General features: G+C 67.5%; 20 protein-coding genes and 2 riboswitches. Of the genes, 7 read left to right on the top strand and 13 right to left on the bottom strand.

Translation table 11 applies throughout. The features are described from left to right. Positions 1 to 62: 62 nt before the first annotated feature. Positions 63 to 992, top strand: coding sequence for an aminodeoxychorismate lyase (locus DC347_RS11405; protein WP_109045512.1), 930 nt, complete (start codon positions 63 to 65; stop codon positions 990 to 992). Between the two features lie 60 nt (positions 993 to 1052). Beyond that, positions 1053 to 1517: a pyridoxamine 5'-phosphate oxidase family protein gene (locus DC347_RS11400; RefSeq protein WP_109045511.1), complete on the top strand. Its 465-nt coding sequence runs from the start codon at positions 1053 to 1055 to the stop codon at positions 1515 to 1517. A gap of 22 nt (positions 1518 to 1539) precedes the next feature. Here DC347_RS11400 and DC347_RS11395 read toward each other — a convergent pair whose 3' ends face one another. After that, positions 1540 to 2244, bottom strand: a complete 705-nt coding sequence (locus DC347_RS11395) for a TetR/AcrR family transcriptional regulator C-terminal domain-containing protein (protein ID WP_109045510.1) — start codon at positions 2242 to 2244, stop codon at positions 1540 to 1542. A 225-nt stretch (positions 2245 to 2469) separates the two neighbouring features. On the opposite strand from DC347_RS11395, the gene DC347_RS11390 reads away from it, so the two are divergent. Continuing rightward, positions 2470 to 2724, top strand: a complete 255-nt coding sequence (locus DC347_RS11390) for a hypothetical protein (RefSeq protein WP_018760737.1) — start codon at positions 2470 to 2472, stop codon at positions 2722 to 2724. A gap of 120 nt (positions 2725 to 2844) precedes the next feature. On the opposite strand, the gene opgC is transcribed toward DC347_RS11390, so the two are convergent. Then, complete coding sequence (gene opgC / locus DC347_RS11385; protein ID WP_240617771.1) at positions 2845 to 5313, bottom strand: OpgC domain-containing protein; 2469 nt, start codon at positions 5311 to 5313, stop codon at positions 2845 to 2847. A gap of 176 nt (positions 5314 to 5489) precedes the next feature. Further along, positions 5490 to 5604: riboswitch (SAM riboswitch) on the top strand. Between the two features lie 13 nt (positions 5605 to 5617). Here opgC and DC347_RS11380 point away from each other — a divergent pair. Genes DC347_RS11380 through DC347_RS11370 form a run of 3 tightly spaced genes read left to right on the top strand, consistent with a single transcriptional unit; the run spans position 5618 to position 7497 of the window. Continuing rightward, complete coding sequence (locus DC347_RS11380; RefSeq protein WP_018760735.1) at positions 5618 to 5881, top strand: DUF1737 domain-containing protein; 264 nt, start codon at positions 5618 to 5620, stop codon at positions 5879 to 5881. Next, entirely contained in the window at positions 5878 to 6288 is a 411-nt protein-coding gene (locus tag DC347_RS11375) for a rhodanese-like domain-containing protein (RefSeq protein WP_018760734.1), read from the top strand. The genes DC347_RS11380 and DC347_RS11375 overlap by 4 nt, the downstream gene beginning before the upstream one ends. Further along, positions 6289 to 7497, top strand: coding sequence for an O-succinylhomoserine sulfhydrylase (locus DC347_RS11370; protein ID WP_018760733.1), 1209 nt, complete (start codon positions 6289 to 6291; stop codon positions 7495 to 7497). It abuts the gene before it with no gap. 4 nt (positions 7498 to 7501) lie between these two features. Here the strand turns inward: DC347_RS11370 and DC347_RS11365 are convergent, their stop codons facing one another. The 5 genes from DC347_RS11365 to DC347_RS11345 all read right to left on the bottom strand — a co-directional run bounded on the left by DC347_RS11365 (position 7502) and on the right by DC347_RS11345 (position 13393). Further along, on the bottom strand, positions 7502 to 8728 hold the full coding sequence (locus tag DC347_RS11365; protein WP_109045745.1) for a glutamate--cysteine ligase: 1227 nt from the start codon (positions 8726 to 8728) through the stop codon (positions 7502 to 7504). Between the two features lie 67 nt (positions 8729 to 8795). Further along, on the bottom strand, positions 8796 to 10319 hold the full coding sequence (locus tag DC347_RS11360) for a UDP-N-acetylglucosamine 1-carboxyvinyltransferase (protein ID WP_018760731.1): 1524 nt from the start codon (positions 10317 to 10319) through the stop codon (positions 8796 to 8798). A 106-nt stretch (positions 10320 to 10425) separates the two neighbouring features. Next, a complete protein-coding gene (locus DC347_RS11355) occupies positions 10426 to 11226 on the bottom strand; it encodes an energy-coupling factor transporter transmembrane protein EcfT (RefSeq protein WP_109045508.1) in 801 nt (266 codons plus the stop codon). Continuing rightward, positions 11223 to 12770 carry an ABC transporter ATP-binding protein gene (locus DC347_RS11350; protein WP_109045507.1) on the bottom strand — a complete coding sequence of 516 codons (1548 nt, stop codon included), beginning with the start codon at positions 12768 to 12770 and terminating at the stop codon, positions 11223 to 11225. The genes DC347_RS11355 and DC347_RS11350 overlap by 4 nt, the downstream gene beginning before the upstream one ends. Next, positions 12770 to 13393: an ECF transporter S component gene (locus DC347_RS11345; protein ID WP_109045506.1), complete on the bottom strand. Its 624-nt coding sequence runs from the start codon at positions 13391 to 13393 to the stop codon at positions 12770 to 12772. Before DC347_RS11345 ends, DC347_RS11350 begins: the two co-directional genes overlap by 1 nt. Positions 13394 to 13460: 67 nt before the next feature. Next, positions 13461 to 13601, bottom strand: a riboswitch (TPP riboswitch). Positions 13602 to 13820: 219 nt separating this feature from the next. On the opposite strand from DC347_RS11345, the gene DC347_RS11340 reads away from it, so the two are divergent. Next, positions 13821 to 14084, top strand: a complete 264-nt coding sequence (locus DC347_RS11340) for a DUF4235 domain-containing protein (protein WP_018760727.1) — start codon at positions 13821 to 13823, stop codon at positions 14082 to 14084. On the opposite strand, the gene mnhG is transcribed toward DC347_RS11340, so the two are convergent. From mnhG to DC347_RS11310, 6 genes are read right to left on the bottom strand one after another with little or no spacing between them, the layout of a single operon-like run. Then, complete coding sequence (mnhG, locus tag DC347_RS11335; RefSeq protein WP_018760726.1) at positions 14085 to 14498, bottom strand: monovalent cation/H(+) antiporter subunit G; 414 nt, start codon at positions 14496 to 14498, stop codon at positions 14085 to 14087. Beyond that, positions 14488 to 14766 carry a monovalent cation/H+ antiporter complex subunit F gene (locus DC347_RS11330; protein ID WP_018760725.1) on the bottom strand — a complete coding sequence of 93 codons (279 nt, stop codon included), beginning with the start codon at positions 14764 to 14766 and terminating at the stop codon, positions 14488 to 14490. Before DC347_RS11330 ends, mnhG begins: the two co-directional genes overlap by 11 nt. Further along, positions 14763 to 15308, bottom strand: coding sequence for a Na+/H+ antiporter subunit E (locus DC347_RS11325; RefSeq protein ID WP_018760724.1), 546 nt, complete (start codon positions 15306 to 15308; stop codon positions 14763 to 14765). The genes DC347_RS11330 and DC347_RS11325 overlap by 4 nt, the downstream gene beginning before the upstream one ends. After that, complete coding sequence (locus DC347_RS11320; RefSeq protein WP_018760723.1) at positions 15305 to 16906, bottom strand: Na+/H+ antiporter subunit D; 1602 nt, start codon at positions 16904 to 16906, stop codon at positions 15305 to 15307. The genes DC347_RS11325 and DC347_RS11320 overlap by 4 nt, the downstream gene beginning before the upstream one ends. After that, positions 16903 to 17424 carry a Na(+)/H(+) antiporter subunit C gene (locus DC347_RS11315; RefSeq protein WP_109045505.1) on the bottom strand — a complete coding sequence of 174 codons (522 nt, stop codon included), beginning with the start codon at positions 17422 to 17424 and terminating at the stop codon, positions 16903 to 16905. Before DC347_RS11315 ends, DC347_RS11320 begins: the two co-directional genes overlap by 4 nt. Then, positions 17421 to 20450 (bottom strand): Na+/H+ antiporter subunit A, encoded by a 3030-nt coding sequence (locus DC347_RS11310; protein WP_109045504.1) that lies wholly within the window; start codon positions 20448 to 20450, stop codon positions 17421 to 17423. The genes DC347_RS11315 and DC347_RS11310 overlap by 4 nt, the downstream gene beginning before the upstream one ends. Positions 20451 to 20494: the final 44 nt, after the last annotated feature.

Below are 20494 nucleotides of genomic sequence, written 5' to 3'. Positions count from 1 at the left end.
GGGACGGTTCCGGCCGGCGCACTCCGCCCAGCTTAGCGGCGCCGCCGCACTAAGCTGGTGCCATGAGCTCTCCAGCCCCCGTTGTCCTCGTTTTCCTTGACCCTGCCTACCCCGACGGCAGGGTAGCCGACGCCGCCAAACCGCAGCTCCTGGTCACGGACCTGGGCGTCACCCGGGGTGACGGGATCTTCGAAACCATGCTGGCCGTCGGCGGGACAGTCCGGAAAATGCAGGCCCACCTGGACCGGCTTGCAGGCTCCGCCCGCGCGCTGGACCTCGACATTCCGGGGCAGGACGTGTGGCAGCGCGCCATCGCGGCCGCCGTTGCCCGGCACCGCGCCGGGAACCCGCCGTCGGACGCTGCCGCCGACGAACTGGTGGTCAAGCTGGTGGTGACCCGCGGCGTCGAGGGCGCCCCGGCCCCCACCGCCTGGGTGCAGGTCTCACCTGCCGGAGCGGCGGGCCGCCGCCAGCGGGAAACCGGCATCGACGTAATCCTGCTGGACCGCGGCTATGACAGTGACGTGGCCGAACGGGCCCCGTGGCTGCTCCTGGGTGCCAAGACGCTGTCCTACGCGGTGAACATGGCGGCCCTCCGGCACGCCCACAAGCAGGGCGCGGACGACGTCATCTTCACCTCATCCGACGGCCGCGTCCTGGAAGGGCCCACCTCCACCGTGCTGCTGGCCCACGTGGAAAAGTCCGACGACGGCACTGCGGTCAAGCGCCTCATCACGCCGCAGCTGGACAGCGGCATCCTGCCCGGAACGTCCCAGGGCGCGCTTTTCGCGGCGGCCAAGGCGGCGGGCTGGGAGCTGGGGTACGGCCCGCTGGAGCCCCGCGACCTGCTGGATGCGGATGCCGTCTGGCTGATCTCCAGCGTCCGGCTGCTGGCCCCCGTGAACCGTATCGACGGCAAGGAAATCGGCACGCCGGCCGTGCAGAAGGAACTGACAGCGGAGTTGAGCGGACTTTTCGCCGGGATCCAGTAGCCGCGCAACAGGGCCACCGGCCCCTTTTGCCCTCCCGGCTTCACCCGTAAGGTGTGGACCATGGACTCGCACAAGCTGCCGATCGAAAACCTCTCCTTTGACGACTGCTGGGAACTCCTCGCCAATGACACCGTGGGCAGGCTGGCCATCGTGGTGGACGAGCATCCCGAAATCTTTCCCGTGAACTACATCGTCCACCTGCGCAGCATCGTCTTCCGGACAGCGCCCGGTTCCAAGCTCTGGGGCGCCAAAATGGAGCGGCCGGCGGCGCTGGAGATCGACGGCTACGACCCCGCCACCGAAATGGCATGGAGCGTGGTGGTGCGCGGCGATACCGGGATCATCGAGGACCAGGCGGTAAAGGACCAAGTGGACGGCCTCGGTCTGGAACCGTGGCAGCCCGGCGAAAAGGCCAACTACGTCCGGCTGAACGCGAAGGCCCTGACCGGCCGCAGGTTCCAGGTCAACCGGCCGGATGTCTGGAACACCCGCGTGCAGGACCGGCGCAGGGCCTCGTTCGAATAATGCCCCGCCGCCCGCTTCCGTTCTAGCCGAGCGCTGCTGCCGCCTGCCGGGACAGCTGTGCTTCCAGTCCGGACAAGAGGATGGTGAGCCCCTGGTCAAGCTCGCTGGCGCCGTCGTAATCTGCCAAGGCCGGGGCCAACGCCCGCAGGTTGGGAAATTCCTTGGCGGGCAGGCGGTGGAGCCCCAGCCGCAGCAGCACCTCGTTCTCTTCGGGGTCCACTACGAACTCCTGCAGTTCGTTGAGGATGTGGCCGTAGAGGAAGCCGTAGTACACGCGGTAGACGTGCAGCGCGTCTGAGGGATCGAATCCGGCCGACACCAGCAGGGAAAGGATCTTCTCCAGCGGCCGCAGCGTGCCCAGCGGGCGCAAGCCGAGGGGCGTGGAGAGTGGCCTGGTCACCAACAGGGGCACCACGTTGGGATGCTGGAGCGCCAGGGTCCGCAGGTTGTGGGCGATCGCCCGCAACTGCGCCTTCCAGTCAGGGTCATCCTGCTGGATGGTGAGCTGGTCCAGCACCAGTTCCGAAACCCCGTCGAGCAAGGCAGCCCGATTCTCCGCATAGCGGTAAAGGCTCATCGGGTCCCTGCCGAGCTCCTGGCCCAGGCGGCGCATGGTCAATGCTTCGAGGCCTTCCGCATCCACCATTTCCAGCGCTTTGGCCAGCACGATGTCCCGGCTGAGCCTGGCCTTGGCCTTGCCGGTGCCGGATGGTTTGGGGGAAGTCATGAATTTGTCCTCGCTGCGGACAACTGACCCGAGATCATTCGAGAGGGTTGCCTCATATGTAGTCTACGGGTAAAGTCTACAGTGTAGACAGGCGTTGACGGCGCTCATGATCCCGGTTTCTTTCACAGGATTAATCTATGGACCCGATTGCCACCAGTGCAGGGCATCGAGGTTCGCTGCTGTAGCCGAACGGCGGCGCCACGCACTTAGCGAAGGGACGCCCTCATGGCACATTCCCAGTTTGATCTCTTTCTCCAAGACGCCACCTACTTCGACCAGACCTCCGAGTCCACCCTGGAACGCGACCGCTTCTACGGCCTGTACATGAGCTGGTGCTTCATCAACCAGCACCTGCCGGGTACGGAGACGACCTTCTGGTCAGCGATGAAGACGCGGTTGCCGGGCAGCCGCAAGGGCCTGCGCATGAAAGGTCCGGCTGCCGCCGACTACATCGTGTCCTCGTATCCCGAGCTGGTCTAGGACACATACCCTCCAAGGGATTCCCAGTCCTTACCTGGCACGTGATCGAAATGCTGTGGCACCCACCGTGCCGCAGCATTTTTCATGCCCGGGCCATGGTTCCCCGGTGGAAGATGGGGCCTAGGTGGGAATGATCCGGAACAGGAACCTGGTGCGGACCATCACCCACAGCAGGCCCAGCACCACGGCGTACGCCACGGTGTTGAGGAAGATACTCTCCTGCTGGAGGGCGGGGATGTTGGCCACGACGGCGATCAGCACCACGTGCATGATGAAGACATAGAGCGTTGCGCGGCCCAGCGGGATCAGGAACCAGCCCAGCGCCCGCTCAACCGGTTTCCAGTAGGCGCTGAGGAACGCATACGCCGCCACCACCAGCAAGACGACGTTGAGCAGGCGGCCCGGAGCCAGGTAGGTCCGGCCAAAGAGGGCGTCATACATGGCCCGGTAGGTGGCGTCCGGCATCAGCGCCAGCCGGACGTCGTAGTTGTTGGCCAAGTAGGGGTTGCCCCAGGATAGGAAGGCCAGGGCGACTGCAGCCACCGTACAGGCGGCCACCACCCAGGCATGGGCCGACAACCACGCGATAATGCTGCGCCGGTGGTATCCCACCACGAGCCCCAGCACGAACAGCACCTGCCACACCAGCAGCGGAAAAGAGTCCTCGAACTGCGACGGCAAAATCCGGAACCTGGTTCCGGCCCCCACGGCGTACACCGCCAGCGATACCACCAGGACCCATACGGCCTTTCCGCGGTTCAACAGGGCCAGGATCAAGGGGCTGGCCAGGAGCAGCACCACGTACAGGCCCATCACGTTGAACTGCCAGGGCCCGAACTGCAACAGCAGGATGGCCGGCAGGACCTGGGGCGGCACCGGGAACTGGAACAGCGACGACATCCCGGCGTAGAGGTCGTACGTCCGGCCGGCACCGTTATGCCCGGCCCCGCCGGTCCCCTGGTCCACGAACGTGGTCAAGGCCTCGGTGTGGAAGAACGGAAGCTGCGCGATGAGGAAGACGCCGATCAGCACCGACAGCGCGGTCACATAGAGCTTCCCCGCCCGGCGGGAGGTGAGGTCCACAACCTTGCCGAAGTCTTCCCTGGCCTTCGGCCCGTAGACCATGCCCACCACCAGGCCGGAGAACAGCACGAAGAGTTCGGCACCCGATACGAAGCCCACGGCCTCCTGGGTGAGCAGCTGGAACAGCGAGACCAGGCCCAGGTGGTTGACCACCACGAAGACAATGGCCATCCCGCGCAGCAGATCCACGCGCGAGTCCCTGTTTCCCGGCTCCTGGTAGCTCCATGCGGTGGCGGCGTTGACCCGGCGGGGAATCTGCCACAGCGCCGCCAGGAGGATGGCCATCGCCACGGCCACGGTCCAGACCGCAGCCCCGGACAGGGTGTTGGCCCGGACATACGATCCGTCCGCGGCCACATCGGTGACCGGCCCGGTGACCACGGCAGAGGACTTCAGCCGGTCCAGCGCAGCTTTGGCGATGGCGGGATTTCCGGTGAGCAGCCAGTCGATGCTGGCCACGCCGGTATCCCTGGTGCTGGTGCGCTCGTCCCACACCACCGCCGCCGTCCTGGCGAAAGCCGGCGAGGTGGCGGTACCCACCACCTGGTCCCACCAGGCCGTCTTGATATCCGCCTCCGGCGGTCCGCCCGCGGCAGGGCTGTAGAACGCCGACGTCTGGAGCAGTAGCGGCTTCCTGCGGACCTCCGCGTAGGCACTGTAGAAGTTCTCGCTGCCCGCGCCGGTCAGCATCTCCTGGAGTTCACCGGCACGCGGCACGGTGTTAACGGCAGCGGCGCCGGCAGTGTCGTCATGGTAGGCAGTCAGGCCCACCCAGTCCACGGCGTCGTCCCCCGGATAGTAGGGGGCGTAGGCGGCGTCGGAGCCGTTCCAGGCGCCGTCGCCGTTGGTGTCCAGGAGGGCGAAGCCGTCACTTCCAGGCTGCGGGGCATTCCTGCTCCGGTCAAAGGGGTAGTCCTTGCCCAGGTACGGCGCCCAGACCATGGCGGCCCGGCCGCCGTCGTCCTTTTTGACCGCTGCCGCGACCGCCTTGAAGGCCTCCCGGTAGGCGGCCGGCTGCTGCCCCCAGGCCACCCAGCTCGAGTTCATGTCCGGCGCAAACCGGATCAACAGCCGGCCCTTGAACCCGGAGGCCAGGTCGCGGACCTTGCCGGCGAAGGCTTCCGCTTCGGAGGCGCCGATCTGGTCCAGCGGCACCGTGGGCTTCACGGTGAGCATGGCGTGGGCGCCCTTGGCCGAGGCCTGCTGCAGGAACCCCTCGATGTTGTTCCGGTCCGAGTCGCGGAACGGCAGGCCGATGTCGTGGCCAAACACGGCCGGGCTCGCACCCAGCCGGTCGGAGAATCCAGCGGCGGTATCCTCGCCCCATTCAAGGACGGCACCCAGCCACGGCTTGCCTTGGTCCGGTTCCGCGGAGGCCGCCTGCGCAGCACCGGCGGGCGCCAGCAGCGCCAGGAGCACGACGACGGCGGCGGCCAGGAACGCCCCGGGGGAACGGTGACGGGCACGACGACGGCCGGCCTGGTGGTGCGATGTTGCTGCTCGCATGCTGGCAAGACCCCCCGGTACTCCCACTGTGACGGCAGGGCGGCGCCCCCGGTAGAAACTTTATCGGCCCGGCCGCCTTGCCGCGTTCCCGTGACGCGGTGGTCGCGGGCTCTCAATTACGGAACATGACGACGGCGGCCGTGCGGCTTGGCGGCGCAGGTGTTACGTTTTTGGGGAGTAATGAGTACCGGTGTTAAGCCCTGACTGGCCGGTCGGCAACCCTCCTCTCGCGGCGGGGTGCCTCAGGTGAATACTTGGCATATCGACCGATTCGAGCTGCAAGCGTGAAAGAAGGAGATCCGTCGTGTCTGACGCACCCGCCCCTGACGAAAAATTGTCCTACCGCCTGATTACGGGCCCGGACGACCGCTCCTTTTGTGAGCGGATCTCGGCTGCGCTTGCGGACGGTTACGTCCTGCACGGCAGCCCGGCGGCCACTTTCAACGGCAGCAGCGTCATCGTGGCCCAGGCCGTTGTCCTCCCGGCCGCCATCGCGTCGGCTGACGCCGCGGTGGCCACGGCTGTTGACGACCTGGAAGGCGAGTTCGACGGCGAGGGCCACGCATGAGCTACGCGGGAGACCTGACGCCGCAGGAAGCGTGGGCCAAGCTGGAGCAGGGCGCCATCCTGGTGGACGTCCGCACCGAGGGCGAATGGGCCCACATTGGCATTCCGGATACCAAGGCAACGGACAACGATCCGCTCTTCATCCAGTGGACCTTCCCCGGCGGCATCCCCAACCCCGATTTCGTGAAGGACCTCAAGGAGCAGGCGCCTGAGGACCCGGGCGCTGAGCTCGTGTTCCTTTGCCGTTCGGGCCAGCGATCCATCGCCGCGGCCGTGGCGGCCACCCAGGCCGGCTTCACTTCCTACAACGTCCTGGAGGGCTTCGAGGGGGAACCTGACCGCTACGGCGAACGGACCGTCAACGGCTGGAAGAACCGCGGCCTGCCCACCAACCTCGGAAAGAACTAAGTGACTTTCAATCAAGATGCCCCCGGCTGGAGCCCCGACACCCAGGCTGTCCGCGGCGGGCTGGACCGCACCAACTTCCAGGAAACCTCAGAGGCCGTCTTCCTGAATTCCGGGTTCGTCTACGAATCCGCGGCCGCGGCCGAACGCGCCTTCACCGGCGAGGACGAGCGCTTTGTGTACTCGCGCTACGGCAACCCGTCCGTGGCCACCTTCCAGGAACGGCTCAGGCTGCTGGAAGGCACCGAGGCCTGCTTCGCGACGGCGTCGGGCATGTCCGCGGTGTTCACGGCCCTGGGCGCGCTCCTTGCAGCCGGTGACCGCGTGGTGGCCGCCCGCTCACTGTTCGGGTCATGCTTCGTGATCCTGAACGAGATCCTGCCGCGGTGGGGAGTGGAAACGGTCTTCGTCGATGGCCCGGACCTGGACCAGTGGCGCGAGGCCCTGTCCAAGCCCACCACCGCCGTCTTCTTCGAATCCCCGTCCAACCCGATGCAGGAAATCGTGGACATCGCCGCGGTGAGCGAACTTGCCCATGCCGCCGGCGCCACGGTAGTTGCGGACAATGTCTTCGCCACTCCCCTGCTGCAGCGCTGCGGGGACCTGGGCGCGGACGTCATCGTGTACTCCGGCACCAAGCACATCGACGGGCAGGGCCGGGTCCTGGGCGGTGCCATCCTGGGCACCAAGGAGTTCATCGACGGCCCGGTGAAGCAGCTGATGCGCCACACAGGTCCGGCGCTTTCGGCGTTCAACGCCTGGGTCCTGACCAAGGGCCTGGAAACCATGAGCCTGCGCGTCCGGCACTCCTCGGCCACCGCCCTGCGGCTCGCTGAATGGCTCGAGGAGCAGCCTGCAGTGAGCTGGGTGAAGTACCCGCTGCTGACATCGCACCCGCAGTATGAGCTGGCGGCGAAGCAGATGAGCGCCGGCGGCACGGTCCTCACCCTTGAGCTGGCGCCCTCGGGCGGGCGCTCCGGCAAGGAGGCGGCCTTCGCCCTGTTGGACGGGCTGCGGATCATCGACATCTCCAACAACCTGGGCGATTCGAAATCCCTGATCACCCACCCCGCCACCACCACGCACCGCGCCATGGGGCCGGAGGGGCGGGCCGCCATTGGCTTGAGTGACGGCGTGGTCCGGCTCTCCGTGGGGCTCGAGGACGCGGACGACCTCATCCGCGACCTGGAACAGGCCCTGAAGCAGATCTAAGGCGTCAGGCCTGGCGGACCCGCAGCAGTTCCGGGGTGTCTTCCACGCCGGAAAGATCCAGGGCGCCGCGCATGGTGGCGTCTACGGCGTGCCGGACCACTGCACCGAAGCCCATATCCTCGGGAGGCGGTCCGGCCAGCGCCCTGTCGCGGGCCCGGCGCTGCTCGGCGGCCCCTGTCCCGCGGGCGATGATGTGCTCCACGCCCTGGCGGGCCATGGCCAGTTCGCCCTGTTCCTGGAGGACAGGCGCCAGGTAATCCACCAGGGAACGGGCTACGTCCGCGGCCGGGGCCGGGCGGAAGTTCCCAAAGTCCAGGAGCTCGCCGCCGAGTCCCGAACTGCTGGCCTGCCAGGAGGCCATCCGCAGCAGGACAGTGGGCACGGGGGCCGGGTCCACCCCCTCGCGCCATTCCCTGCCGGCCGATTCCACCAGGGCGCGGACCAGCACGGCGATCAAGGCTGCATCCTCGGCGCGGAGGCAGACGTCCGCCACCCGCACCTCAACCGTCGGGTGGTTCCGGGAGAGCCGCGCGTCGAAATACAGCATCCCTTCATCGAGCATCACGCCGGTGTCCAGCAGCCGGGTGACCACCCTCCGGTAGGCGGGGTACGTCCCGTAGATCGCGGCCGGGCCGGACGTCGGCCACCGGTTCCAGGCCTGGGTACGGTAGCTTTCGAACCCGGTGGGGACGCCGTTCCAGTACGGCGAGTTGGCGCTCAACGCCGTCAGCACCGCCAGCTTGTCGCGGATCCGGTCCAGGACCGCCACGCCCTCTTCCGGCGATTCGATGTAGGTGTGCACGTGGAAACCGCAGGTCAGCTGTTCCTGCGCCGTGAGGCCAAAGCGCTCCAGCATCCTGGCGTAGCGAGGGTCCGGCGTGGTGTGGCTGGCGGATGCCAGCGGAGACGTGGCCAGCGCAGCCACCCTGGCTCCGTTCTTGGCGGCCGCCTGATTGGCCATGGCGCGGCCGGCCCTGATCTGCTCGAGCAGGGCCCCGGACTCCAGGCAGGGCTTTGTCTGCGTCTCGATCTGCTCAAGCTTCAGCTCGGCACTGAGGCCCATCTCGTCGTCGTGATCCGCCTGCTTCCCGGAGTGGTGGAGGTCCGGGTCCACCGGGAGATCGTCCGCAGCGACACGGTGTCCGGCGAGGAGGGCGTCCGCCAGGGCAAGCGGCTCCCCGGACTCCGGATCAACAATCAGGAGTTCTTCCTCGACGCCGAAAGTACGCATACGAACATTCTGCGTCAGGGCCAGGAAATTCCGGGCGCAGCTGCTGATCATGACGAAGCATGAACGCCTAGTCCTGGAAGTACTCCACCTTGGCGCCGATGGTGTTGAGGCGTTCCGCCAGGTCCTCGTAGCCGCGTTCGATCACGTAGATGTTGCGCAGCTCGGAGACGCCCCGTGCGGCGAGCATGGCCAGCAGCAGGCAGGCAGCGGGGCGGAGCGCCGGCGGGCAGCCCACCTCCGCGGCACGCCACTTGGTGGGTCCGTTGACGTAGATCCGGTGCGGGTCCAGCAGCTGCACCTGTGCACCGAGCCGGTTCAGCTCTGTCAGGTAGATGGCACGGTTTTCGTACACCCAGTCGTGGATCATGGTCTGCCCGTGGGCGTTCGCGGCGATCACGGCAAAGAAAGGCAGGTTGTCGATGTTCAGCCCGGGGAACGGCATGGGGTGGATCTTGTCCTCGGGCGCGCGCAGCTCCGACGGTTTGGTGGTCACGTCCACCAGCCGGGTGCGCCCGTTGCGGGCCATGTATTCGCCGGAGATTTCGAGCTTCTGCCCCATCTGGCCCAGGGTGGCCAACTCGATTTCCATGAATTCGATGGGTACCCGGCGGACCGTGACCTCGGAATTGGTGACGATGCCGGCCGTAATCAGGCTCATGGCCTCAATCGGGTCCTCGGACGGGAAATACTCGATCTCGGCGTCGATCACGGGCCGGCCGGTGATCCGGAGCGTGGTGGTTCCCACGCCCTCGATGGCCACCCCGAGCATCTGCAAGTAGAAGCAGAGGTCCTGCACCATGTAGTTGGGGCTGGCGTTGCGGATCACGGTTGTTCCCGGCCGGTGGGCCGCCGCCATGATCGCATTCTCGGTAACGGTGTCCCCCCGTTCGGTGAGGACGAAGGAACGGTCCCTGGTGTCCGCGGGAGGCGCCTGGACCGTGTAGAAACCGGCGGTGGCTTCCACCGAGAGCCCGAATTCGCGCAGTGCCTGCATGTGGGGTTCCACCGTGCGGGTGCCGAGGTCGCAGCCGCCGGCGTAGGGCAGCCGGTACTCCCGTGACTCGTCCAGGAGGGGGCCCAGCAGCATGATGACGCTGCGGGTTCGCCGGGCCGCGTCAACGTCCATCCCTTCCAGGTCCAAGACGGCCGGGCGGCGCAGGCGCAGATCAGTGTCGTTGAGCCAGGTGCATTCCACGCCGATGCTGGTCAGCACTTCAACGATGCGGTTGACTTCTTCGATCCGGGCGAGGCGGCGGAGCACGGTGGTGCCCCGGTTGATCAGGCTGGCGCACAGCAGCGCCACGCCGGCGTTCTTGCTGCTGTTGACGTCCACCGCGCCGGAGAGGGTGCGGCCGCCCTCCACCCGCAGGTGCGTCATCCTGGGCTTGCCCACGTTGACGATGCTCCGGTCGAAGATGGTCTCCAGCCGCTGGATCATCTTGAGGCTCAGGTTCTGCTTGCCTTGTTCCATCCGGGCGACGGCGCTTTGGCTGGTTCCGAGTTCGGAAGCCAACTGGCCTTGGGTCCAGCCCTTCTCAGTCCGGGCGTTTCTCAACATGGCGGCGACGTGGCCGGCGGTCTCCTGAGTCATGACGCGAATATATCATAAATGAGATAGAAGGTCGCGGTATGGCCATCCGAGGGAGTATCCGGGGTGACCTACCCGCTACATGCGATAGTACCGGCAGGTAACCCTGCTAGCTGCCCAGCCACACCATGTTCCAACGGCCCGCGGCAAGCGCCGCACCGAGGGCGCACCCGGAGATCAAGACGCCACCGCCTACCACCCACAGGTCCAGCACACTGAACGTCGATTCGCGGGCCCAGGTTCGCTGCCCGCCGCCGAAACCCCGCGCTTCCATGGTCACGGCAAGCCTCGACGCGCGGCGGATCGCCTGCACCAGGAGCCCGAAACTTTGGCCCAGGGTCGCCTTCACCCGCTGGACCACGTTGCCGCGCGACCCCACGCCGCGGGCACGCCGGGCCATCCCGATGGTCTGCCATTCCTCGGCCATGAGCCCCACCAGGCGCATCGCCGCCAGGGTTCCCAGGACGAACCGGTGCGGCAGGCGCGCCTTCTGTGCCAGCGCATCGGCAAGGTCCGTCGGATCGGTGCAGCTCATCAGGAGCACCGCCGGAAGGGCGATCGCGAAGCCCCGCAGCAGGAAGCCGATGCCCAGCTGGAGGGAGCCTTCGCTCATGGTCCAGATGCCGGCGTCGAGCAGGATCCTCCCGCTGTCCGGCGCCAGGATGGACGTGCTCCAGCCGCCGATGGCGGCGGCGAGGATCAGCGGCCAGCCCCGCTGCCAGAGCAGGGACACGGTGAGGCCGGCCAGGGGAAAAAGGATCAGTTCGAAGACCAGCACCACGGACGCGGAAACCCAGTCGATGGACAGCGCCAGGACCGCGGTGATCAGCACGACGGCGGCAAATTTGCTCAGCGGGTTGGCCCGGGCAAGGAGGGCGCGGTTGCCGTCCAGGGTCAGCTGCTGCCTCATGGCGCCACCGGTTCCGTGGCGGCCATCCGCAGCTCGGCCCCGGCCAGAGCCCGGGTGAATTCGGCGTCGTGGGTCACGGACACCACGGCCGTGCCGGCGTCCAGGAGTTCGGAGAGGAACGAGGCCAACTCCGCCCAGGTGTTGGCGTCCTGCCCGAACGTCGGCTCGTCCAGGACCAGCACCTGCGGGCTGGCGGCCAGGACCGTGGCCACGGACAGCCGACGCTTCTCACCGCCGGACAATGTGTAGGGATTGGCGTCCACCAGCTGGGTGAGCCGCAGCCGCTCCAGCAGCTCCTCCACCCGGTCCTCGCCGTGGCCCAGGTGCCGCGGCCCGAACAGCAGCTCGTCCAACACCTTGCCCGTCACGAACTGGTGCTCCGGTTCCTGGAACACGGTGCCCACCCGTGAGATCAACTGCTCTGCCTTCCACGCGTAGGGGTCGATCCCGGCACCGCGGCTAAGGTCCACGGCGGCCGACACCTTTCCGGACACCGGTTCAAGGAGCCCGGCAAGGGTCAGTGCGAACGTTGATTTTCCGGCGCCGTTCGGGCCGGTGACGGCCAGCGCCTGGCCGGCCCGGACCTGCGCGGCAACACCCTCCTGGACAGGAACCGGCGGAATCTTGCGGAAGCCTTTGCGGCGGGGACGCTCGCGGGAGACCGCCAGGTCTTCGGCTGCAAGCAGGAGGTTGCCGGTTACGGCGGCCGGGATGCCGGACCGGCGGCGGGTGGCCGGCACATACCCCGGCACCCAGACTCCGGCCGCCGTCAGCATGGCCCGGGCCTCGCTGAGCACCCGGTCCGGAGGTCCGTCCAGGAGCACGGCGGGATCCGAGGCGGAGCCCGGCTGCAGGACCACGATCCGGTCCACCAGGTCCTTCCAGACGGAAACCCGGTGCTCCACCACCACCAAAGTGGCCCCGGTCTTGTCGAGGCAGCGTGCCACGGCGTCCCGGACCTCCAGGACGCCGTCCGGGTCGAGGTTGGCGGTGGGCTCGTCCAGCAGGATCAGCCCGGGACGCATCGCAAGGATGCCCGCCAGCGCCAGGCGCTGTTTCTGACCGCCGGAGAGGGCCGACGTCGGGTGGTCCAGCGGGAGCTGGGAGAGTCCGACGTCGGCAAGCGCCTCGTGCACGCGCGCCCAGATGGCGTCGCGGGGCACGGCAAGGTTCTCGGCGCCGAAGGCGACGTCGTCCCCCACCCGGGAGAGGACCACCTGCGTCTCCGGGTCCTGCTGCATCAGGCCGGAGCGGCCGCGACGCTCGCGGGGAGGGGCGCCGTCAACCAGCAACGAACCGGACTCGTCCGCATCGCCGGCCTCGCCGTCGTCGTTGATGTCGCCCAGGACCCCGGCGAGGGCATGCAGGAGCGTCGACTTCCCGGCACCCGAGGGACCGAGCAGGAGTACCCGCTCGCCGGGGCGGATATCCAGGTCGAGGGCGTGGACGGCAGGTTTGGCCCTGCCTGCATGCCGCCAGCCCCAGCCGCGGGCCGTGACGGCGGCAGGGCGCACGCCTCCTGCGGCGTCCTGGGAAGGTGCCATCAGGAGAAAACTGGCTCCGTTGCAGCCTTGCGGGACGCGAAGGAACTCAGCACCCCGGTGCGGGCCAGGCCGCGGGTGGCGAGCCAGGACAACGCGCCCGCCAGCACGGCGCCGGACACCGTGGTCAGGACGATATAGGCGAGCTTGTCCGCCCCGGAGTAGGCAATGTTCCAGCCCCACGGTGCGAGTGAGTCATTCAGGCCGCAGAAGAAGCCCGCGGCCGCCCCCGCCACGAGGGAGACGGGCAGGTTGAACTTGCGGTAGACGAAGACCGCGAAGATGATTTCCGCGCCCAACCCCTGGATGAAACCGGAGAAAAGGACGGAGGCGCCATACTGGGAACCCATCAGGAGCTCGCCCGTTGCGGCCACAGTTTCGCAGAACAGGGCGGCTCCGGGCTTGCGGATGATGAGCATTCCCAGCACGCCCGGAATCATCCAGCCGCCGGCCAGGATCCCGGTCAAGGGCGGGTAGGCGGCGTTCATGGGGGCCGACAGGGCGGCGGCGCCCTGGTCCCAGGCCCAGAAAATGACCCCGCCGGCGATGGCCACCAAGGCCGCCACCACGATGTCGACGACGCGCCAGGACTTACTGGTGGTCTTCTTGATTGCAGCAGTACTCATGTGATCCTCCTGGGTAACAGGAGGGGAAAGTGGCTCCGGCTGGCGGACCGTTGCCGGTCCGGCCGGACACTTTGAGAACTCGACTCCCTTGCGCCGGTACTAACCGGATCAGGTTCGAGGGTCTGCGGCTGTCCCGCACTCTCAGCGCCCACCTGCGGTGCCCGGCATGGCCAGGTTGTCCGACGGCGGCGCTCCCCTGTCGTTTTTGAATGTTGATGTTCGCGTGTAAATACTGCCCGGTTTGGGCGTGGTCAAGTTTACACCTGGCGGGGGCTGGGCGGCGGCCATGCCGGCTGTTGAACCGGATGTGACCGCGGACCGCCGTCAGCGGGCCCGAGAGGATGCCGGCCATGCCCTTGCCCGGACCGGTCCGGGTGTACGGCTAGGCTGGAGGCAGTCCGTTTTCCGCCCGCAAGGAGTACTAGGAATGAACCTCTTCATCAAGCTGCTCGGTACCGCGGTGAGCCTGGGCGCAGGCCTGGTCGGCACCAAGCTCGTCAACACCATCTGGGAAAAGACCACCGGGCAGAAGCCGCCCAGCGGCAAGGGCGAGGACGTGCCCACCAGCCTGCGTTCGGCCTTGACTTTCGCACTGATCTCCGCGTCCGTCAGCGCCATCATCCAGGTCCTGGCCAACCGGGGCACCCAGCGCGCCATCACCCGCTTCGCCAAGACGCAGGACATCGTCTAGCTACTGGCGGTTTTCGCCGTCGTCGCGGTTGTCCGTCAGGGCAGCCTCGGCGGCGGCTTTTTGCACTACGGCCTCAAGCTCATCGGCGGCGAGCAGCTCCCGGTGCAGGTGCTTGGTGCGGTAGCCGGCCCGGCCCACCATGTGCGCGGACACCGGCACCGTGAGCAGCTGGAAGATCCAGGCCACCACCAGGACCGGCCAAACCCACCAGCTGCGCATCTGCAGCCCAATGGCTGCCAGCAGCAGGAACAGGCCCAGGACCTGCGGCTTGGTGGCGGCGTGCATGCGGCTCATCAGGTCCGGGAAGCGGAGCAGCCCGATGGCGGCGCCCAGGGACAGGAGCGCACCCGCCACCATGAACACCGCGGAGGCAAGGTCGATCCACGCGTCCGCGCCGGAAAAGTCAGGATTCATGGGGGTTCACCCTCCGGTCGGCGACGAACCGGGCCACCGTGACCGACCCGATGAACCCAATGATGGAGATGGCCACCACCAGCATCAGGTTGTTCAGGTGCCGGTTCACGGCCATGTCCACGCACAGGGCCCCGCCCAGGATGGCGAGCAGGACATCGGCCGCAAGCACCCGGTCCAGCAGCGAAGGGCCGCGGGCAATCCTGATGATGGCCCCGCCCGCGGCGAGGGAGAAGATGACGGCCGTGACCGCCAGGACAACGGGCATCATGCGGACGCCTCCATTCGGACGGCTTCAAGTTCTTCGGCGGACCCCATGATGCGGATCAGGCCCGCTTCGATGGACCGGACCTCGTTCCGCAGGCCCTCGATGTCCTGCTTGGAGGTGATGTTGAGTGCGTGCAGGTACAGGGTGGAGGCCGGGCGGTCCACCTCCACCACCAGGGAGCCGGGAATCAGGGAGATCACGTGCCCGGTGGCGGTGACGATCAGGTCCTGGTGGCTCCGGAGCTTCACCGCGACGACGGCGTTGGTCACCTTGGGTCCGCGGACGGTGGCCAGGTACAGGACCTGGCCGCTGGCGACCACCACTTTCGCCAGGAAGGCAAAGGCGAAGGGCACGGCGTACAGGATGTTGAACCGGCCGCTGAGTTCCACCGGCGGAAGGTAGAACAGCCTGGCAACGCCTACCGCCAGCAGGGCACCGAAGAGCAGGTTCCCGGGGCTGAAGTCCTGCCACAGGGCACCCCACACGATTACCAGCCACACCAGGAGGGGAAGCTCCTGCCGCAGCGAAATCCGTTTGCGGCTCATCGTCCTCCTCCCGTCACGGTGGCCGGAACGGCGGTATTGCTGCCGAGGACCGACTGGATGTAGGGGGCCCGGTCCAGCATGTCCCGCGCAGCCTGGTCGGAGAGCCCGAACAGCGGCCCGGCGAACACGGTGAGCGCGACGCCGAGCACCACCAGGCCAAGGGTTGATCCCACCATGGTGCGCGGCAGGAGCGTGACCGTGTTGAGTTTGGCGCCCGGACCGGCGGCGCGCCCCGAGGGGCCGGCCAGCAACACGGGGTCCGGATGTTCGGCGTCCTCCGGCTTCCGCCAGAACGCCCGGTTCCATACGCGGGCAATGGCCAGCAGCGTCAGCAGGCTGGTCAGCACCCCGCCGATCACCAGTGCGTAGGCCAGCGGGGTCCCCAGCTCAATACCGGCCTGCAGCAGCCCCACCTTGCCGAGGAACCCGGAGAACGGGGGGATGCCGGCCAGGTTCATGCCGGGGATGAAGAACAGCATTGCCAGCAGGGGCGAGAGCTTGGCCAGGCCGCCCAGCCGGTCAACGGAGGAGCTGCCGCCGCGGCGTTCGATCAGGCCGGTCACCAGGAACAGGCTGGTCTGGATGGTGATGTGGTGGGCCACGTAGAAGACCGCAGCCGCCAGCCCGGCCACGGAGGACATGGCCAGCCCGAACACCATGTACCCGATGTGGCTGACCAGGGTGAACGAGAGCAGACGTTTGATGTCGCTTTGCGCCAGCGCACCAAGGATGCCCACCACCATGGTCAGCAGCGCCACCACCATCAGTGGCGTGTTCAGGGTGTCGCCGGGGAACAACAGCGTCTCGGTCCTGACCATGGCGTACACGCCCACCTTGGTCAACAGGCCGGCGAACACGGCGGTGACGGGTGCCGGCGCCGTGGGGTAGGAGTCGGGGAGCCAGAAGGACAGCGGGAAGACGGCGGCCTTGATGCCGAACGCCACCAGCAGCATGACGTGCAGCAGGGTCCTGGTGCCTTGGTCCAGGTCGCCCAGCTTGAGGGCGAGGTCAGCCATGTTGACGGTGCCGGTTGCGCCGTACACCATGGCGATGGCGATCAGGAACAGCACGGAGGACACCACCGACACCACCACGTAGGTGACGCCGGCGCGGATCCGGGGCCCGGTGCCGCCCAGGGTCATCAGCACGTAGCTTGCGGTCAGCAGGATCTCGAAGCCGACGTAGAGGTTGAAGAGGTCGCCGGAGAGGAACGCGTTGGACACCCCCGCCACCAGGATCAGGTAGGTGGGGTGGAAGATCGAGACCGGGGCGTCTTCGTCGCCGTCGGCCATGCCTTGCCCGGTGGCGTACACCAGCACGGCGAGGCTCACTGCCGAGGAGACCACCAGCATCAGCGAGGAGAACTGGTCCACCACCATCACGATGCCCCAGGGCGGCAGCCAGCCGCCGATGGTCACCGCGGCGGTTCCGCTGTTCCACGCGGACGCCAACAGGAGGCATTCGAGGGCCAGGGTGAGTGACAACAGTCCGATGCTGACCGCCCGCTGGGCCCGGGAGTGCCGGATCAGGAGGAAGGTCAGTGCGGCGCCCAGGATGGGAAGGACGACGGCGAGCGGGGCCAGGCTGGCGATGTTCACTTTTTGCCGCCTTCCGGGCCGGATTCGATGGTGAGCGAGCCGGGCTGTTCTTCCGCGGCTGCCTGTTCGGCCGGCAATTCCCGGCCTCCCGCCGTGACGGTGGCGAGCGGAAACTCGGATGTTTCGGCCGGGATTTCGGCGTCGTCCTCCGCGTCGAAGCTCGGTGTTTCCGCCACCCGGAGGTCCTCCACGTCGTCCTGGATATCGTCCTGGCGGGCCAGGACCCACGTGCGGTAGATGATGCCCAGCATGAACGCCGTGACGGCGAAGGAGATCACGATCGAGGTCAGGATCAAGGCTTGCGGCAGGGGGTCGTTGTAGTCACCGGCGGGGGTGTCCTTGGTGAAGAACGGAGCCAAGCCGGCGTATCCCCCGGTGGAGAGGATCAGCAGGTTGGTGGCGTTGGCCAGCAGCATCAGCCCCAGCAGGACGCGGGTGAGGCTGCGTTCGAGGATCAGGTAGATGCCGCAGGCATAGAGGGCGCCCATGACGATCAGCAGGGTCAGGTTGACGCTCATGCGTTGCCCTTTGCGGTGGTCTCGGCAGGAAAACGGTCCGGTTCTTGGTCCTGCTGTGCCGGTTCAGGCCCGGCCGCAGCGGACCGTTCTTCCATGTGTTCATCGATCTCGGCACCCAGGCTGCGCAGCACGTCGAGCACCAGGCCCACCACCACCACGTACACGCCGATATCGAAGATGGTGGAGGTGACGAACTTGATGTCGCCGAAGACGGGCAGCCACACCTCGATGATGGCGGACTGGAACACCTGTCCGCCCAACAGCAGGGGCGTCACGCCGGAGGCAGCGGCCAGGGCCAGGCCGGTGCCCAGCAACGCACCGGCGCTCAGCGGTGCGGCTTCCCGCAGTTCGAACCGCCCGCCGGCCAGGTAGCGGATGGTCAGGGCCAGGCCGGCGGTCAGGCCGCCGGCGAAACCGCCGCCGGGCAGGTTGTGGCCGGCCAGCAGCAGGTAGAGCGAGAAGATGATCATCGAGTGGAACATCAGGCGGGTGACCACCTCGAAGATGATGGAGCGGCGTTCCGGGGCGAGGGTCCTGCCCGCCACGATCCAGGCGTCCCGTGCCGAGGCGGCGAACTTCCGGCTGATGGCCAGCGCCGCACCGTCGCGGGAACCGGGGTCCACGCCGTGGTACCGCCCCACGGTGCCCTCGGCAACGGAGGCGGACCGTTGCAGGCGGTCGCCGCGGCCGCGGACGAAAATCAGGCTGGCCACGCCGGTGGCGGCCAGGGCCAGGACGCTGATCTCGCCGAAGGTGTCCCACGCCCGGATGTCCACGAGCGTCACGTTCACCACGTTCAGGCCGCCGCCGCCCTCGTAGGCGAGCTGCGGGAACTGCAGGGACACCGGGATGGCGGTCCTGGCTCCCATGGCGAAGATCGCGGCGAACACCATGGTCACGCCGAAGCCCAACCCGATGATGACGCGCAGCACCCGGTACTTTCCGCCGGTGCGGTCACGAAGCTCAGGAGGAAGGCTGCGCATGGCCAGGACGAACGCCACCAGGATGATGGTTTCCACCAGCATCTGGGTCAGGGCAAGGTCGGGGGCGCCCTGCAGGGCGAACATGAGGGCGATGCCGTACCCGGTGACGGAGACCATCAGCACCGCCAGGAAGCGCTTGTTGGCCTTGACGGCGGCAAGGGCGCCAATCACGATGCCCGCGCCGGCCACGAGCTGCAGCGGCGAGTGCGGGTCCACGAGGTAGATGTCCTGCGGCAGGGCATTGCCGCTGAGCAGGATGGCGGTGAGCGGCAGGACGAACGCCACACTGAGGATTACGGCGAGGTAGAAGTAGAGGGAACCGCGCTGGGTCCGGCCCGTGATCCAGACGGCGGCGTCGTCCAGGGCGCCGATGGTGAGCTGGTAGCCCCGGTCGCCGTCCACCCAGCCCGGAACCCGTGCCTGCGCCCTGGCCACGGCGTTGCGGCCGACGTACATCGCCAGGCCCAGCACGAACGTGACGGCCGTCAGCCCCAGTGCCGGGGTGAAACCGTGCCACAGCGCCAGGTGGCCGGCCTGCTCAGCCGGCGTTCCGGCGTCGGGCGCCGTGGAGGCGAACAGAGCCGCGTAAGGCTGGATCCAGGCGTCAACCGGTACCGGCCAGAGCCCGTAGGCGATGGTCAGGAGGCTCAGGACCGCGGGCGCGGCGAGGAAGGAGGGCCGGATGGCTTTGAACGGGGTGGGCTCCACGCCGGGCTTCGCCGCGAAGGCACCCCACATGAACCTGGCGCTGTAGGCGAAGGTCAGGATGGATCCCACCACCAGGCCGGCCAGCACCACCATGCCCCACGGACCGGCATGCGGGCCGGTGGCGTGGTGCACGAACGCTTCGAGTACCGATTCCTTGGCCACAAACCCGGCCAGCAGCGGCACCCCGGCCATGGAGGCCGCACCAATGCCCGCCACGATGCCCAGGGCCCGCGAGGACCGGAAGACGCCGGAGAGTTTCCGCACATCACGGGTCCCGGACTGGTGGTCGATGATGCCCACCACCAGGAACAGCGTGGCCTTGAACAGGCCGTGGGCCAGCAGCATTGCAAGCCCGGCCAGGGCGGCGTCCGGTGTCCCCAGGCCCACCACCATGGTGAGGAAGCCGAGCTGGCTGACGGTGCCGTAGGCAAGGATCAGCTTGATGTCGGTCTGCCGGAGCGCCCGGTAGCCTCCCACCAGCATCGTGGCCAGGCCCAGGCCCAGGACCACGGGCTGCCAGTACGCCGTCTCCGCAAAGCCCGGCGCAAGGCGGGCCACCAGGTAGATTCCCGCCTTGACCATCGCCGCCGCGTGCAGGTAGGCACTGACGGGGGTCGGCGCAGCCATGGCACCCGGGAGCCAGAAATGGAACGGGACCAGCGCGGACTTGGTGATGGCACCCACCAGGATGAGCACGACGGCGGCGCCCACCGTGGCGCCTGACGGTCCGGAGACCAGCGCGGCCGCTTGCTCAAGGATGCTGGAGATGCGGTAGGTCCCTGCGGTGTAGCCCAGCATGATCAGGCCCACCAGCATGGCCAGGCCGCCGGCCGTGGTGACCATGAGCGCCTGCAGGGCGGACCGGCGGGCCGCGAGCCGGGTCCTGGCGAACCCGATCAGGAGGTAGGACAGGATGGTGGTGAGTTCCCAGAAGATGAACAACAGCAGCAGGTCATCGGCCAGCACCAGGCCGAACATGGCGCCGGCGAAGGCAAGCAACTGCGCGCCGAACGCACCGAGGTCCTGGTCTTTCCGTTTGAAATACCGGGCGCAATAAAGCAGCACCAGCGCGCCGACACCCAGCACCAGCAGTGACATCACCCAAGCCAGCGCGTCCATCCGGAACGCAAACTCAAGGTGGAGGCCGGGAATCCATTCAAAGACTTCGGATACTGCGCCGGACCCGGAATAGACGGCGTCGTGCTGGAAGGCCAACCAGGCGAAGGAAACAGCCGGGACGGCCGCCAACGCGTAGAACGCATTCCGGCCCCAGGCCCTGAAGAGGAAAGGCGCCAGGACAGCCACCGAAAAGTGCACGGCAAGGACTGTTATCACTGGTATCTCCGCAACGTCAGGGATTCGATTGTCAAAAGTTGGAG

Source organism: Pseudarthrobacter sp. AG30 (assembly GCF_003116525.1).
Taxonomy (GTDB): domain Bacteria; phylum Actinomycetota; class Actinomycetes; order Actinomycetales; family Micrococcaceae; genus Arthrobacter.
The sequence above is the reverse complement of the archived record's forward strand: the minus strand, read 5'-3'. Positions and strand labels throughout refer to the sequence as shown.

Excerpts from the sequence above, each read along its gene's own strand:
- DC347_RS11405 (WP_109045512.1), top strand. The coding sequence starts at position 63 with ATGAGCTCTCCAGCCCCCGTTGTCCTCGTTTTCCTTGACCCTGCCTAC.
- DC347_RS11400 (WP_109045511.1), top strand. The coding sequence starts at position 1,053 with ATGGACTCGCACAAGCTGCCGATCGAAAACCTCTCCTTTGACGACTGC.
- DC347_RS11395 (WP_109045510.1), bottom strand. The coding sequence starts at position 2,244 with ATGACTTCCCCCAAACCATCCGGCACCGGCAAGGCCAAGGCCAGGCTC.
- DC347_RS11390 (WP_018760737.1), top strand. The coding sequence starts at position 2,470 with ATGGCACATTCCCAGTTTGATCTCTTTCTCCAAGACGCCACCTACTTC.
- opgC (WP_240617771.1), bottom strand. The coding sequence starts at position 5,313 with ATGCGAGCAGCAACATCGCACCACCAGGCCGGCCGTCGTCGTGCCCGT.
- DC347_RS11375 (WP_018760734.1), top strand. The coding sequence starts at position 5,878 with ATGAGCTACGCGGGAGACCTGACGCCGCAGGAAGCGTGGGCCAAGCTG.
- DC347_RS11365 (WP_109045745.1), bottom strand. The coding sequence starts at position 8,728 with ATGCGTACTTTCGGCGTCGAGGAAGAACTCCTGATTGTTGATCCGGAG.
- DC347_RS11360 (WP_018760731.1), bottom strand. The coding sequence starts at position 10,319 with ATGACTCAGGAGACCGCCGGCCACGTCGCCGCCATGTTGAGAAACGCC.
- DC347_RS11355 (WP_109045508.1), bottom strand. The coding sequence starts at position 11,226 with ATGAGGCAGCAGCTGACCCTGGACGGCAACCGCGCCCTCCTTGCCCGG.
- DC347_RS11350 (WP_109045507.1), bottom strand. The coding sequence starts at position 12,770 with ATGGCACCTTCCCAGGACGCCGCAGGAGGCGTGCGCCCTGCCGCCGTC.
- DC347_RS11345 (WP_109045506.1), bottom strand. The coding sequence starts at position 13,393 with ATGAGTACTGCTGCAATCAAGAAGACCACCAGTAAGTCCTGGCGCGTC.
- DC347_RS11340 (WP_018760727.1), top strand. The coding sequence starts at position 13,821 with ATGAACCTCTTCATCAAGCTGCTCGGTACCGCGGTGAGCCTGGGCGCA.
- mnhG (WP_018760726.1), bottom strand. The coding sequence starts at position 14,498 with ATGAATCCTGACTTTTCCGGCGCGGACGCGTGGATCGACCTTGCCTCC.
- DC347_RS11330 (WP_018760725.1), bottom strand. The coding sequence starts at position 14,766 with ATGATGCCCGTTGTCCTGGCGGTCACGGCCGTCATCTTCTCCCTCGCC.
- DC347_RS11325 (WP_018760724.1), bottom strand. The coding sequence starts at position 15,308 with ATGAGCCGCAAACGGATTTCGCTGCGGCAGGAGCTTCCCCTCCTGGTG.
- DC347_RS11315 (WP_109045505.1), bottom strand. The coding sequence starts at position 17,424 with ATGAGCGTCAACCTGACCCTGCTGATCGTCATGGGCGCCCTCTATGCC.